This window comes from Sphingomonas epibiotica (assembly GCF_039615155.1).
In the GTDB taxonomy this organism is placed as follows: domain Bacteria; phylum Pseudomonadota; class Alphaproteobacteria; order Sphingomonadales; family Sphingomonadaceae; genus Sphingomonas.
In genome coordinates, this window is sequence record NZ_JBDGHY010000001.1 from 29,894 (window position 1) to 44,312 (window position 14,419).

Genomic DNA, 14,419 nt, shown 5'->3' on the forward strand with positions numbered 1-14,419 from the left:
TGGGCGGAATGCAGGATTTCGAACTTCGAGTACCCCGCTTACTCGATCATGCCGAACGCGAGCATGGCGGCCGGGAGATCGTGACCCGCTGGGCGAACGGCAGCGAGACGCGGACGAACTGGGCAGGGATCGCGCGCGATGCGCGCCGGCTGGCGCAGGCGCTGGAGCGGCTCGGCATCCGCCCGGGTGACCGAGTGGCGACGATGGCGATGAACCATGCCCATCACCTGATCGCATGGTACGGCGTGATCGGAATGGGCGGGATCATCCACACGATCAATCCGCGGCTGTTCGACGACCAGCTTGCCTATATCGCCGACCATGCCGGCGACCGGGTGCTGCTCTACGACGCGGTGTTCGCGCCCATCGTCGAGCGGATGAAGCCGCGCCTGTCGGGCATCGAACATTTCGTCGTGTTGGACGGCGATGGGCCGGACGGCTTCGCTGCGCTGACCGCGCCCGAAACCGGCGACTATGCCTGGGTCGAAGGCGACGAGCGCGACCATTGCATGATCTGCTATACCAGCGGCACGACCGGCGATCCGAAGGGCGTGATCTATTCGCACCGGTCGAACGTGCTGCATGCCATTGCCGAATTGCAGCCCGACGAGTTCGACCTGTCGCAGCGCGCGGTGTGCCTGCCGGTGGTGCCGATGTTCCATGCGGTCGGCTGGGGACTGCCGTTCGCCGCGCCGGCGGTGGGCGCGAAGATCGTGTTTTCGGCGGTCAACGAACCGGCGGTGCTGTGCGATCTGATGAACCGCGAACGGGTGACGCATTCGGCGGGGGTGCCGACCGTGTGGTTCGCGATGTTCCAGTATATGGACGCGACCGGTCAAAGTCCCGAGCATCTGAAGGTCGTGACTATCGGTGGTTCCGCTGCGCCGCGCGCGATGATCGAACGGATCATGCGGATGGGCGTACGGGTCAACCACGCCTGGGGCATGACCGAAACGTCGCCGATCGGGACGATGGGCGCGCCGGGCGCGGACTGGGACGATCTGAGTTTCGACCAGCGGGTTGATCAGGTGTGTCGACAAGGCAAGGTGCCGTTTGGCGTCGAACTGCGCACCGTCGATGAAGATGGCACGGTGTTGCCGCGCGATGGTGAGACGTCCGGCCGGTTGCAGGTGCGCGGACCGTGGGTGCTGAAGCGCTATTTCCGCGACGAAAGCGGGGATGCGCTGACGTCGGACGGCTGGTTCGACACTGGCGATGTGGCGATGCTGCATCCCGACGGGACCATGCAGATCACCGACCGAGCGAAGGACGTCATCAAATCGGGCGGCGAATGGATCAGTTCGGTCGATCTGGAGAACGCCGCGGTCGGGTGTGCAGGCGTCGCGGAGGCAGCGGCGATCGGCGTTCCGCATCCGCGCTGGGACGAACGGCCGGTGCTGCTGGTGGTCAAGCGGCCGGGGGCGGAGGTGACGGCGGAAGGCGTGCTGGCGCATTTGGCGACGAAGGTCGCGAAATGGTGGCTGCCGGATCGGGTGATCTTCGTCGACGTCCTGCCGCATAGCGCCACGGGCAAGTTGAAGAAGGCGGCGCTGCGGGAAGAATATCGGGACGTCTTGGGGTAGCGGCTTCCGGGCGGCCTTCTGACCGCCCGGTATCGTTACGCTATTTGGCGAATGCCGGTCGCGTACGGAGCAACGCCACCGACGCCTTCGGATCGATATTGTGACGTCTTCCATCCGCGCTGACGCTCGCTCCGTCCCGGATCAGCTTGATCGTTGCCGCCGGAGTCAGTTTCGGATCGAGTGCGATCAGTTTGGCTGCGAGATTGGCGACATTTGGCGCTGCCATCGATGTACCGGAACTCTCCAGGGTCGTGCCGCCAGGGATCAGCGATTGTACCTGATACCCGTTGGCGCTGACCGCGACGTTGCTGCCATAGGTCGTGAAGCTGGCTTCGTCGCCGGCGCGATCGACGGCGCTGACGGTAATCATGTTCGGCAGGACGAAGGACGACGGAATGGCCTCGTCGAACGCATTGTCGGAATTGGAGTTACCCGCCGCGGCGACGAACAATATCTCCGGGGCACCCTTGATCGCGGCGTATAATCCGTCTCGATTCGCCTCGAAATACCGGCGCGCCAATGCTTTGCGCTCTGCCGTGTCCTTGCCGATGCCGTTCTTTTCAAGGTCGCTCTCGAAATCGCCGGCGGTGCCGCCCCAGCTCATATTGACGACACGCACCCCGTGTTGCCGGAACCAATTGATCGTCGCCTGGGCGGCGGCGTTGCCACGCGCGACGCTGGCGTCGGTCGGCGGGGCGGGGATGTTGCGATAATCGAAGGTGCGTCGGGCGATGGCCAGTCGGACCGCGGGATTACCCCGCGCGACGATCCCGGCGACGTGGGTGCCGTGCATGTATTGACCGTAGAATTTCATCTGTTCGAGGAATGCCGGTACGGCCTCGCTGGGCAGTCCCGAAATCTTACGCCGAACCGCGTCCGCCGCCGGGCTGTCGATCGCCTGTTCGAGGTCGTTCAGCCCCTGAAAATCGGCGATGACGGAACCATAGACGCGCTGCTGGTCTGCCGTCAGCGGGTATAGTGTGCCATTGGTGGGATTATCATCGATGTCGAACGCGACGCCGTGGGCGTTGGCGGGCGGTCTGGGCCGTGGATCGGTGTAAAGCTGCTGCGGGAACAGCGAGACATCGGTTCCCGAATCCCAAATGCCTACCACAATGGGGGTCGGGTGATCGGACGGGGTCAGCGTTACCTCGCGCGCCGTCCATATGTCGGGCTTTGCGACATTCTTGGCGGCAACGACCTTTCCCAACGCGGTGATAGTCAGTGGCTGGACGGGCAGATCGACCTGCCGCATCATCCGCGCCCAGATGAGATCGTCGGCCGGCTTGTCACTGACCGCTCGTTCCCGGGTCACGATCGGTTCGACATCGGTTCGGACGAAACCATCGACCAGCGTCGGCGACATGAGCTGCGCACGCTGGCGGTCTTCCTTCAGCGCCGTGCCGGTTATCGCCCAGGGCAGCGCGTCGAGCGCCACGGCATAGTTCTTCGCGAACGCCTGTTCGAACGCGGGGCCACTCGTCTGACCGGTTGCGATCCGGGCGCGAACGATGGCTTCGGCGCGAAGGCCGCTGGTCAGTTTGGCGTCGGGTTTGTCCTGTGCCGCCCGTAGTGCCGCGATCGTGGCAAGTGCCGCTTCATTGCGATGGGTTAGCAATTCGATGTTCAGGCGCCGGCCCAGCAGTTCGCGCAACGTCGCCCGGTCTTGGATGTCATAGTCGCGCAGCGTTGCGTCGATATCGGTGGAAACCTGTGCTGCCCATGCGTTGAAAGTAGCATCGTCCGCCGAAAGCAGCGCTTCGGCCGAAGGCGTTACCGGATAGCGATGGCGCGGCAGATCGTCTTGCGTCCGCACTGGGCGCTTGGTCGGTGCGGCGTCCTGCGGAACGGTCGGCATCGACTGCGCCGTGGCGGTTGTCGTCAGTAACGCGATAGATAATAGGGCTCGCTTGAACATAGCCACTCCCCCCGGCAGCAATGTTGAAGAAACAATGCTGTCACTGAAGTGATATCTTGTCCAGATGACTATCGACTTTCTTGGCGATACTTGCCGGCCACCACGATATTGAGCGCCATCAAGCTATCGGCTCCGCAAACAAGCCTGTCATGACCGTCGACGCGTAGAACCCAACCGCCCGTTCGCGCGGCATCGTCGCGGCCCAGCCCCGCATGTCGAAGGCCGCGTTCTGCAATGCCATCAGCGCCTGCGCCGCGATCAATGGGTCGACGGGGTGCAGCGAGCCTTCGGCGATGCCGTCGCTGATCGTGCCGGCGAAGCGGCGGGCGATTCGGTTCGAGCGGTCGACCATCGCCTGTCGCACCGTCGTCGGCAGGCCGGACAAGGCGGTGGTGCGCAGCAGCGGCCCCTGTTCGGTGAACTGCGCATCGATCAGCATCGCGAGGGTGCTCGACAAGCGCTGCCAGTGGCTGCCGCCGTCGCGATCGGCGGCACGCTGTGCGGCGCCGATCGTGTCGAAGCTGCGGCGGTAACAGGCGATGACCAGATCGTCCTTGGCATCGAGATGGTGGTAGAACGACCCCTTCGTCACGTTCAGCTCGGAGGCGATCCGCTGGACTGAGGCGCCGCGATAGCCGAGTTCGTTGATAAGGCGGGTGGCAGCGCGAAGGAACGCGTCGCGCGCCGGTTCGGCATCGGCTTGCTCGGGCGCGAGCGGACGGGGAGTCCAGCGCTGGCCGGGGCCGGCAAGGCCATGGCGGAACACGTCCATCAACCGCGCCTCGACCCGGTCATATTGGTCGGGTTCGTAGCGTTCGAGCCAGACGGTCAGCCAGAAACAGTTTTCGAGCAGGACGTGCGCACGGGCGCCCTGAATATCCTTCGCGATGCGGTCGCGCGGATCGCCCCATAAGGTCCGCGTCTTGCGGAAGACGTCGCGCCAGCCGGACAGCAGCCGTGCCTTGAACGGGTCCTCCATCGCCCGCAGATCGGAGAGCATCGCGACGGGGCGTTCCTCGCCGGCTTCGATGCGGCGCTGGCGGTCGAAATGGATCGACAGGAACTTGGCGACGCGCGCCTCGGGAGAGCGTTCGAGCAGGGCTTCGTCGAGCGACGCCTGTAGCCACGCGAGCGTGTGGTCGAACGCAGCGGCGGCAAGGTCTTCCTTGCGCTTGAAATAATAGGTGACGCTGGTGGTGTTCAGCCCGACCCGACGGGCGACATCGGCGAAGGTCATCCCCTTCGCACTGGCTTCGTTGATCGCCTCTGCTGCCGCCGCGAGGATGGCGTCGCGTTTGGCACGATAGCGTTTGGTGGCCCCGTCGGTCGTCGTCATGTACGCGACCCTAGCAGATCGGGTGTGGAGCCCAAGTCCAATTTTCTTACCGATACGCGACGTCATCGGCGCTTTACCGAATATGCGGTATGGCATAGACCGGCAAAAACAGGTTGCAGCGGGAGACGGATTTTGGACTTTTCGCTAAGCGAACGCGAAGCCCATTGGCGCGACCGTATCGCCGCGTTCCTGACCGAGCATGTCGCGCCGGCCGACCACCACTATCATCGCGAAGTCGCGAGCGGGGATCACTGGGCACCAGTCGCGATGCTGGAGCCGCTGAAGGAACGGGCGCGGGCGGCGGGGCTGTGGAACCTGTTCATGCCGCCGCATTCGGGCGCGCCGATGGTCGATGAGACCTTCGCGTTCGAAGGGACCCAGTTGTCGAACCTCGAATACGCGCTGTGCGCCGAGGCGATGGGGCGGTGGCATTGGGCGAGCGAGGTGTTCAATTGCTCGGCACCCGACACCGGCAATATGGAGGTGCTGCATCGCTATGGCACGCGGGCGCAGAAGGAGGCGTGGCTGCGGCCGTTGATGGACGGCACGATCCGCTCCGCCTTCCTGATGACCGAGCCGGCAGTGGCATCGTCGGATGCGACGAATATCGAGACTCGGATCGTGCGCGATGGCGACGACTATGTGATCGACGGGCGCAAATGGTGGTCGTCGGGAACCGGCGATCCGCGCTGCAAGGTCGCGATCGTGATGGGCAAGACCGACCTCGACGCGCCGCGCCATCGGCAGCAGAGCATGATTCTGGTGCCGATGGATACGCCGGGGGTGCGGATCGAGCGGATGCTGCCGGTCTATGGCTATCATCACGCTCCACATGGTCATGGCGAGGTGGTGCTGGACAAGGTCCGGGTACCGGCCGGCAACCTGCTGCTGGGCGAGGGGCGGGGGTTCGAGATCGCGCAGGGGCGGCTGGGACCGGGGCGCATCCACCATTGCATGCGCACGATCGGGGTGGCCGAAATGGCGCTGGAGGCGATGGCGACGCGGCTGCAATCGCGCGTCGCATTCGGGAAGCGGATCGCCGATCATTCGATCTGGGAACAGCGGGTGGCGCGGGCGCGGATCGATATCGAGATGACGCGGCTGCTGTGCCTGAAGGCCGCCGACATGATGGACCGCGCGGGGAACAAGGCGGCGCAGGGCGAGATCGCGATGATCAAGGTGCAGGCGCCGACCATGGCGCTGGCGATCCTCGACGATGCGATCCAGGCGCATGGCGGGGGTGGGGTGTCGGACGACTTCCCGCTGGCGGCGGCGTGGGCGGGGGTCCGCACGCTGCGCTTTGCCGACGGGCCGGATGAGGTCCACAACCGGGCGATCGCGCGGGCCGAGTTTGCGCGAGTGTCCGGTGGGCAGTGAGGTGGACCTCGATCTCGACCGTCTGACGACATGGTTGGGTGAGCGGCCGCTCGCGGTGACGCGCTATCCGGGCGGGCAGAGTAATCCGACCTATCGGGTCGATTTGCCGACCTGTTCCTACGTCCTGCGGCGAAAGCCGTTCGGGGTGCTGCTGCCGAGCGCCCATGCGATCGAACGCGAATATCGCCTGATCGCGGCGCTGCACCCGACCGGCTATCCGGTGCCGCGGCCGGTCGGGCTGTGCGAGGATGCGGCGGTGATCGGCGCGCCCTTCTACCTGATGGAGCGGGTCGCGGGGCGGACGATCTGGAACGGGGCAATGCCCGACCTGTCCCCTGATGCACGGCGCGCCCATTACGAGGCGATGGTCGATGCGCTGGCGGCGCTGCACGCGATCGATCCGGTGGAGGTGGGCCTGGGCTACTATGGCAAGCCAGGCAATTATTTCGAGCGGCAGGTCGCGCGCTGGACCCGACAATATCGCGCCAGCCAGACCGACGATCTGGCGGATGTCGAGCGGCTGATCGAGTGGCTGCCGCGCACGGTGCCGCCGCAGGATCGGGTGGCGATCGTCCATGGTGACTACCGGATCGACAACCTGATCTTTGCCGAGGAGGGGGCGCAGGTGGCGGCGGTGCTCGACTGGGAGCTGTCGACGCTGGGCGATCCGCTGGCCGATTTCACCTATCTGCTGATGAACTGGATGACGCCCGCCGATGGCCGGTCGGGCATTGCGGGTTTGAGCGGCGGCGATAGCGGCATTCCGACGATGGATGCGGTCGTTACGCGGTATTGCGAGGCGACCGGACGCGACGGCGTGCCGGGGCTGGACTGGTATTTTGCGTACAATCTCTTCCGCCTGACCGGGATCGTGCAGGGGATCAAGCAGCGGGTGCGCGACGGCAACGCGTCGAGCGCGCAGGCGGCAAGGATGGCGGAGCGGGTGCCCGAACTTGCGGCGGCGGCGTGGCGCTTTGCGGAAAAGGCGGGGGCGTGATGCGGTTTGCGGGAAAGTCGGTGCTGGTCACCGGCGCGGGATCCGGCATCGGGCGGGCCTGCGCACTGGCTTTCGCGCGCGAAGGTGCCGGGGTGGTCTGCGGCGATCGGGATGGGGCGGACGCGACCGTCGCGCTGATCGAGGCTGCAGGCGGTAGCGCCGTCGCCTGTTCGATGGATGCCGGGGCGGATGCGGATGTCGCGCGGGCGGTAGCGCTGGCGGTCGACCGGTTCGGCGGAATCGATGTCGTTCATGCCAATGCCGGAATTTCGGGCGGTCTGGCCGGGCTGTTCGAGCAGAGCGCCGAGGACTGGGCGGAAATCCTGCGCGTCAACCTGATCGGGCCGTTCCTCGCCATCCGTCATGCCGCCCCGGTGATGGCGGCGGCGGGCGGCGGGGCGATCGTCTGTACCGCGAGCGTCGCCGGACTGCGATCGGGCGCAGGCGGGGCGGCCTATTCGGCGTCGAAGGCCGGGGTCATCAATCTGGTCCAGACCGCCGCACAGCAATTGTCGGGATCGGACGTGCGGGTGAATGCGGTGTGCCCGGGGTTGATCGAGACCGGCATGACGGCCATGGTTTACGACCATGCCCGCCAGTCGGGGAAGGAAGCACGGATCGGACGCCTCAACCCGCTGCGGCGCGGTGGCGAGGCGGAGGAGATTGCTTGTGTCGTCCTGTTCCTCGCTTCGGGGGAGGCGAGTTATGTGAACGGGCAGGCATGGGTGGTCGATGGCGGACTGTCATCCAGCCATCCATTCACGCGCCAGGACTATGGGCGTACCGCCGTGTAACGGTCCGGAACGAATACCGTTTCCCATGCTTGTCGGTGCGAGGATGAAGGAGTTCCCGCACATGACCGACATGCTGAAACCGCCGGTGCGCTACACCGCCGCACTCGAACACCTCCAAGCGGACGAGGCGGAGACGGTCGCCGAGATGGAACAGGCGTTCGACACCATCCTGACGACCACGTCGAAGGATTATGGCAAGGCGGTGCGGGCGGTCCATGCTAAGTCGCATGGCATATTGAAGGCGGAATTGAGCGTACATGACGACCTGCCGCCCGAGCTGGCGCAGGGGCTGTTCGCCACGCCGGGTGTCTATCCGGTCTGGATGCGCTTTTCGACCAATCCGGGCGATATCCTCGACGATGCGATCGGCCTGCCGCGTGGCCTCGCGTGGAAGGTGATGGACGTCGATGGCGAACGCCTGCCCGGTGCGGGCGGGCGCACGCAGGATTTCGTGATGGTCAACGCCCCCGCCTTTGCCGCGCCGACGCCCGCGAAGTTCGCCAGCAATCTGAAGCTGCTGGCAAAGACCACCGACAAGGCGGAATGGGCGAAGAAGGCGTTGTCCTATGTCCTGCGCGGTGCCGAGGCGGCGCTGGAAGCGGTCGGGACCGAAAGCGCTTTGCTGAAGACGATGGGTGGGTCGAAGAACGTCCATCCGCTGGGCGAGACGTATTTCTCGGCGACGCCATTCCGGCATGGTGCCTATGTCGCGAAATATCAGGTCGTGCCGGTATCGCCCGATCTGACCGCGCTGACCGATATGGTCGTGGATACCAACGGCCGACCGGACGCGATCCGCGAGGACTTGCAAGCGTCGGCGGCGAAGCTGCGAGGCGAGTGGGAAGTGCGCGTGCAGTTGCTGCGCGATCCCGAGGCGCAGCCCATTGAGGACGCCGCGACCCCGTGGCCAGAGGACGCCAGCCCGTATTTGACGGTGGCAACCCTGCGCTGCGAGCCGCAGGACAGTTGGTCGGCGGACAAGGTAGCCGAGGTCGACGAAGGGTTGCGGTTCAGCGTGTGGACCGGACTGGCGGCGCATCAGCCGCTGGGCGGGGTGAACCGGGTCCGGAAGCCGGTCTACGACCATTCGGCTCAGTATCGCGAGCGGTTCAACGGCTGTCCGCTGCACGAGCCGGGGTGAGGGCGACTACCCCCGGACCCGCACCAGTCCTTCCTGCGCGACACTCGCCACCAGCCGCCCGTCGCGCGCGAAGATGCGGCCACGGTTGAAGCCTCGCGCATGACCGGCCCATGGGCTGTCGGTCGTGTAAAGCAGCCAGTCGTCGGCGCGGAACGGCTCGTGCAGCCATAGCGCATGGTCGAGGCTGGCGGTCTGGACCTGATCCATCATCCAGTGGACGCCGTGGGGGAGCATGCATGTGCCCAGCAGCATCATGTCGCTGGCATAGGCGAGGATTGCGCGGTGCAGCGTCGCATCGTCGCCGAGCGGCGCGACGGCGCGGAACCAGCAATTCTGGAACGGCGCGCGGGGGCTTGGATCGACCAGATGGTCGGCCTCGACCGGCCGGATTTCGATCGGGCGGGCGCGCAGAAATAGGCGACGGAACTTGTCCGGGATGCGGTCCTGCATTGCTTCGCGCAACTCCCGGTCGGATCGCAGCGCCTCCGGCGGGGGCACGTCGGGCATCGCGTCCTGATGCACCATGCCGTCCTCGGGCAACTGGAACGACGCCGCCATGTTGAGGATGGCCTGTCCACGCTGCATTGCGATCACACGGGCATTGGCGAAACTGCGCCCGGCGAAGTCGCGGACAACGCGATAGATGATCGGATGCTGCTCGTCGCCGGGGCGGAGGAAATATGCGTGCAGCGAATGGGCGATCTTGGCCCCGCCGGTCGAGCGTTGCGCCGCCTGTAGCGCCTGTCCGATCACCTGCCCGCCAAAGACGCGACCGACGCCACCCGGATTCCGAGCGCCTCGATACAGATCGGTGTCGATCTCGTCGATATCGAGCAGTGCAACCAGTCCCGCGACCAGATCGGCGGGCGTCGGCTCCATCAATAGCCCCCGATCCGAGCGATGCGGTCGCTGTGATAGCCGACATCGCCGAACATCTCGGTCAGGACGCGGGCGCGTTTCATGAAGAAGCCGATATCGGCGTCGTCGGTCATCCCGATGCCGCCATGCATCTGCACCGCTTCCTGCACCGCCAGTATCGACGCCATGCCGGCCATCGCCTTGGCGACCGAGACGGCGGTGTCGGCATCCGCCGCCCCTTCGTCGAGCAGTTGCTGCGCCTTCAGGACGGCGGCGCGGGCGACCTCCAGTTCGGAATAGAGGTGCGCGGCGCGGTGTTGCAGCGCCTGGAAGCTGCCGATCGTCTGGCCGAACTGCTTACGCTGGCGGAGATAGTCGAGCGTACGGGTAGTCGCGCCTTCTCCCACGCCGAGCGACTCCGCCGCTGCGCCGGTCCGCGCCGCTGTGAGCAGGCGGTCGAGCACGGCGCGGCCGTCATCAACGCTGCCGACGACCGCGTCGCCATCTACCTCGACATTGTCGAACGTCAGTCGGGCGGCGATGCTGCTGTCGGTCAGGCGACGGGGGTCGGCGGTCAGGCCGGGAATATCGGCGGCGAGCGCGAACAGGGTCACGCCTTCGGTATCGCCTGCACTGCCGGTGATGCGCGCGGCCACCAGGACCAGGTCGGCGACATGGCCATGGGCAACGAACTGTTTGGTGCCGGACAGGCGGAAGCCGTTGCCCGAGCGTTCGGCGCGCATAGCGATCGCGCTGCCATGCTTGGCACGCTCGTCGATCGCGAGAGCTGCAATGGTTTCGCCGGCAGCGATGCGCGGCAGCCAGTGGTCGCCGGCACTCGTCCCCGTCAGTGCGGCGACGGCAGCTACCGAGGTAGTGAGGAAGGGCGAAGGCGACAGGTTGCGGCCGATCTCCTCCAGCACAATGCCCGCCTCGACATGGCCGAGGCCAAGGCCGCCGGCGCTTTCGGGCACCATCATGCCGGTGAAGCCCATCTCGGCGAACTTCGCCCACAGGCCGCGATCGAAGCCGATCGGGTCGTCGGCATCGCGCAGGCTACGCAGGTGCGCGACCGGGGCGGATTCACCCAGAAACTCGCGAGCGGTGTCGGCGAGCATCGTCTGATCTTCGTTCAGAAACAAAGGCATGGATAGTGTTCCTGACAATTATTGCAGCGGTAGGTCGAGGATGCGGCGGGCGATGATGTTGAGCTGGATTTCGGACGTACCACCCTCAATCGAGTTCGCCTTGGTCCGGAGCCACGCGCGCGCCGCCGCGCCATGATCGCTGTCGGCGCTTTCCCATTCGAGCGCGTCCGAACCGCCCGCCGCCATCAGCAGTTCGTGACGGGTCTTGTTCAGTTCGGTGCCGACATATTTCATCATGCTGGGCTGCGCGGCATGGGCGCGGCCGGCCTTCAGTTCGTCACGGAAGCGTTCGGACATGGCGGCAAAGGCGCGGGCGCGGACGTCGAAGGTGGCGATGGCGGACCGCAGCATCGGGTCGGCGAGGTGGCCGGCATCGTCGGTGCCGATCGTCTCGATCGCCTTCGCGATCAACGGGCCGTTGCCGGTCGATCCCATGCCCGAGATCATCTCGCGTTCGTGGCCGAGCAGATATTTGGCGACGTCCCAGCCCTTGTTCAGTTCGCCGACCAGATTGGCCTTCGGCACGCGGACGTCGTCGAAAAAGGTTTCGCAGAAGGGCGAGTTGCCCGAGATCAGTTTGATTGGGCGAATGGTGACGCCGGGCGAGGCCATGTCGAACAACAGGAAGCTGATCCCGCCCTGCTTGGTCGAGCGGTCGGTGCGGACGAGGCAAAAGATCCAGTCGGCCTTGTCGGCATAGCTGGTCCACACCTTCTGCCCGTTGACGATGAAGTCGTCGCCATCGGCGACCGCACTGGTCTGTAGCCCGGCAAGGTCGGATCCGGCGCCGGGTTCGCTATAGCCCTGACACCAGCGGATTTCGCCGCGCACGATCTTGGGCAGGTGCTCGTGCTTCTGTTCCTCGGTCCCGTATTTCAGCAGCGCCGGGCCGAGCATCGATATGCCAAAAGAATAGAGCGGGTTGCGGGCGTTTATTGCCGCCATTTCCTCGCGCAAAATCTTGGCTTCCGCCGGCGACAGGCCGCCGCCGCCATAGGCTGTCGGCCAATCGGGAACGGTCCAGCCGCGCGCCGCCATCCGATCGAGCCACAGCTTTTGATCCGGGTTGGCGTAGCTCGGGTTGCGCCCGCCCCACGTTACATCCTTGTCGGAGCGGACCGGCTCACGCATCGATGGTGGGCAGTTCGCCTCCAGCCATGCGCGGGTGTCGGCGCGGAACGCGGCGAGGTCGCTCATTTGTTGAACCGCCCGCCGGTCTCCGCCTTCTCGCGCAGCAGCGGCGCAATGTCGAAGTCGTGCTTTTCGAGACCGGCAACGATCTTCTCCGCGCCTTCGGTATCGGCCCAGAACATCGGCCCGCCGCGATAGGGCGGCCAACCATAGCCATAGATCCAGACGACATCGATATCGGACGCCCGCTGCGCCTTGCCTTCGGCGAGGATCTTCGCGCCTTCGTTGACGATCGGGTAGAGGGTGCGCTCGATAATCTCTTCGTCGGTGATCTCGCGTTGCGGGGTGTTGGTCTTGCCGCGGAAATCGTCGATGATCTCGGCGACGCGGGCGCTGTTCGAAGCCTGTCGCTTGTCGTCGTAGTCGTAGAAGCCGGCGCCCTTCTTCTGACCCCAGCGGCCCTCGGCGGCGAGGGCGTCGCGAATATTTTCGATGCGCGAGGGATCGCGGTGCCAGCCTATGTCGACGCCGGCCAGATCGGCCATCTGGAACGGGCCCATCGGCATGCCGAATTCGACATGGACGCGGTCGACCTGTTCGGGGGTTGCGCCTTCCATCAACAGCTTCATCGCCTCGACCTGACGCGGCTCGAGCATGCGGTTGCCGATGAAGCCGTGGCAGACCCCGGCGACCACCGCGACCTTGCGGATCTTCTTCGACAGCGCCATCACGGTTGCCAGCACGTCGTCGGCGGTCGCGTCGCCACGCACGATCTCGAGCAGCTTCATGACGTTGGCGGGCGAGAAGAAGTGGAGGCCCAGCACGTCCTGCGGGCGCTTGGTCGCCGCGGCGATGACGTTGACGTCCAAATAGCTGGTGTTCGACGCGAGGATTGCGCCCGGTTTGCAGATCGCGTCGAGCTTGCCGAAAATGTCCTGCTTGACCGACATCTCCTCATAAACCGCCTCGATCACCAGATCGACGTCGGCGAGGTCGTTCAGCGACAGGCTTGGCGTTAGCAGACCCATCGCTTGCTCGACCTGTTCGGGCTTCATCCGCCCCTTGGCGGCGGTCGCTTCGTAATTCTTGCGGATGATGCCGACGCCGCGGTCGAGTGCTTCCTGCTGCATCTCGACGATGGTCACGGGGATGCCCGCCGACAGGAAATTCATGGCGATACCGCCGCCCATCGTGCCCGCACCGATCACGCCGACTTTGGCGATCGGCCGCAGCGCGATATCGTCGGCGATCCCGTCGATCTTCGATGCCTTGCGTTCGGCGAAGAAGATATGCCGCTGCGCCGCCGACTGGACGGAGAACATCAATTTCATGAATTGCTGCCGCTCGAACTCGATCCCCTCGGCAAAGGGGGTTTCGCTCGCCTTTACGACGCAGGCGATGTTGGCGGCCGGGGCTTCATAGCCACGGAAGCGGCGGGCATTGGCCTTTTCGAAGGCGACGACGGCCTCAGGGTCGGGCGTGACCGACTTTTCGGACGTGCGGGGCAGGGGGCGGATGTCGGCGACTTCGCGGGCGAAGGCGACGGCTTCTTCCAGCAGATTGCCTTCGGTGGCGAGCCGGTCGACGATGCCCGCGTCCTTGGCCTTGCTCGCCGGGATCGGATCGCCCTTCGCGACCAGTTCGAGCGCGACCGCGACACCGGCGAGGCGCGGCAGGCGCTGCGTGCCGCCGGCACCGGGAAGCAGGCCGAGCTTCACCTCGGGCGTGCCCAGCTTCGCGCTGGGGACGGCGATGCGATAATGGCTGCCGATCGCGACCTCGCAGCCGCCGCCCAGCGCCGTGCCGTGGATCGCGGCGACAACCGGCTTGTCCGACGCTTCGATCATGTCGACCAGTTGCGGCAGGAGCGGTTCGACCGGCGGCTTGGTGAATTCGGTGATATCCGCCCCGGCGAAGAAGGTCTTGCCCGCGCAGGCGATGACGATGGCCCTTACCGAGTCGTCCGCAGCGGCTTCCTCGATCGCGGCCTTCAAGCCCAGCCGGACCGAAGCCGACAACGCATTGACCGGCGGGTTGTCGGCCATCGCCACCAGGATGTCGCCATGACGTTCGGTGTTCACGGACATGTTCGGCCTTCTCCAGCTTTTGCCATACCGGTCCTTCTAAACCGGGGCG

The 14,419-nt window shown here is 65.6% G+C and carries 11 protein-coding genes; 5 read left to right on the forward strand and 6 right to left on the reverse strand.

Annotated elements, in window-relative coordinates:
* Window positions 1-8: 8 nt before the first annotated feature.
* The gene (locus tag AAIO73_RS00170) at window positions 9-1,583 is read left to right on the forward strand and encodes a long-chain fatty acid--CoA ligase (protein ID WP_345876285.1); all 1,575 of its coding nucleotides are present in this window, start codon (window positions 9-11) and stop codon (window positions 1,581-1,583) included.
* A gap of 40 nt (window positions 1,584-1,623) precedes the next feature.
* On the opposite strand, the gene AAIO73_RS00175 is transcribed toward AAIO73_RS00170, so the two are convergent.
* Window positions 1,624-3,441 (reverse strand): S8 family serine peptidase, encoded by a 1,818-nt coding sequence (locus AAIO73_RS00175; RefSeq protein WP_345875484.1) that lies wholly within the window; start codon window positions 3,439-3,441, stop codon window positions 1,624-1,626.
* 178 nt (window positions 3,442-3,619) lie between these two features.
* Window positions 3,620-4,837: a TetR/AcrR family transcriptional regulator gene (locus AAIO73_RS00180; protein ID WP_345875485.1), complete on the reverse strand. Its 1,218-nt coding sequence runs from the start codon at window positions 4,835-4,837 to the stop codon at window positions 3,620-3,622.
* A gap of 132 nt (window positions 4,838-4,969) precedes the next feature.
* On the opposite strand from AAIO73_RS00180, the gene AAIO73_RS00185 reads away from it, so the two are divergent.
* The 4 genes from AAIO73_RS00185 to AAIO73_RS00200 all read left to right on the forward strand — a co-directional run bounded on the left by AAIO73_RS00185 (window position 4,970) and on the right by AAIO73_RS00200 (window position 9,146).
* Window positions 4,970-6,214, forward strand: a complete 1,245-nt coding sequence (locus AAIO73_RS00185) for an acyl-CoA dehydrogenase family protein (RefSeq protein ID WP_345875486.1) — start codon at window positions 4,970-4,972, stop codon at window positions 6,212-6,214.
* Window positions 6,204-7,211, forward strand: coding sequence for a phosphotransferase family protein (locus AAIO73_RS00190; RefSeq protein WP_345875487.1), 1,008 nt, complete (start codon window positions 6,204-6,206; stop codon window positions 7,209-7,211). Before AAIO73_RS00185 ends, AAIO73_RS00190 begins: the two co-directional genes overlap by 11 nt.
* Window positions 7,211-8,005: an SDR family NAD(P)-dependent oxidoreductase gene (locus AAIO73_RS00195; protein ID WP_345875488.1), complete on the forward strand. Its 795-nt coding sequence runs from the start codon at window positions 7,211-7,213 to the stop codon at window positions 8,003-8,005. Before AAIO73_RS00190 ends, AAIO73_RS00195 begins: the two co-directional genes overlap by 1 nt.
* A 61-nt stretch (window positions 8,006-8,066) precedes the next feature.
* Window positions 8,067-9,146 carry a catalase family protein gene (locus AAIO73_RS00200; RefSeq protein ID WP_345875489.1) on the forward strand — a complete coding sequence of 360 codons (1,080 nt, stop codon included), beginning with the start codon at window positions 8,067-8,069 and terminating at the stop codon, window positions 9,144-9,146.
* A gap of 6 nt (window positions 9,147-9,152) precedes the next feature.
* On the opposite strand, the gene AAIO73_RS00205 is transcribed toward AAIO73_RS00200, so the two are convergent.
* Genes AAIO73_RS00205 through AAIO73_RS00220 form a run of 4 tightly spaced genes read right to left on the reverse strand, consistent with a single transcriptional unit; the run spans window position 9,153 to window position 14,370 of the window.
* On the reverse strand, window positions 9,153-10,025 hold the full coding sequence (locus tag AAIO73_RS00205) for an acyl-CoA thioesterase (protein ID WP_345875490.1): 873 nt from the start codon (window positions 10,023-10,025) through the stop codon (window positions 9,153-9,155).
* On the reverse strand, window positions 10,025-11,152 hold the full coding sequence (locus AAIO73_RS00210; RefSeq protein WP_345875491.1) for an acyl-CoA dehydrogenase family protein: 1,128 nt from the start codon (window positions 11,150-11,152) through the stop codon (window positions 10,025-10,027). The genes AAIO73_RS00205 and AAIO73_RS00210 overlap by 1 nt, the downstream gene beginning before the upstream one ends.
* Before the next feature lie 18 nt (window positions 11,153-11,170).
* Window positions 11,171-12,349, reverse strand: a complete 1,179-nt coding sequence (locus AAIO73_RS00215; RefSeq protein WP_345875492.1) for an acyl-CoA dehydrogenase family protein — start codon at window positions 12,347-12,349, stop codon at window positions 11,171-11,173.
* The gene (locus AAIO73_RS00220; protein WP_345875493.1) at window positions 12,346-14,370 is read right to left on the reverse strand and encodes a 3-hydroxyacyl-CoA dehydrogenase NAD-binding domain-containing protein; all 2,025 of its coding nucleotides are present in this window, start codon (window positions 14,368-14,370) and stop codon (window positions 12,346-12,348) included. The genes AAIO73_RS00215 and AAIO73_RS00220 overlap by 4 nt, the downstream gene beginning before the upstream one ends.
* Window positions 14,371-14,419 lie beyond the last annotated feature (49 nt).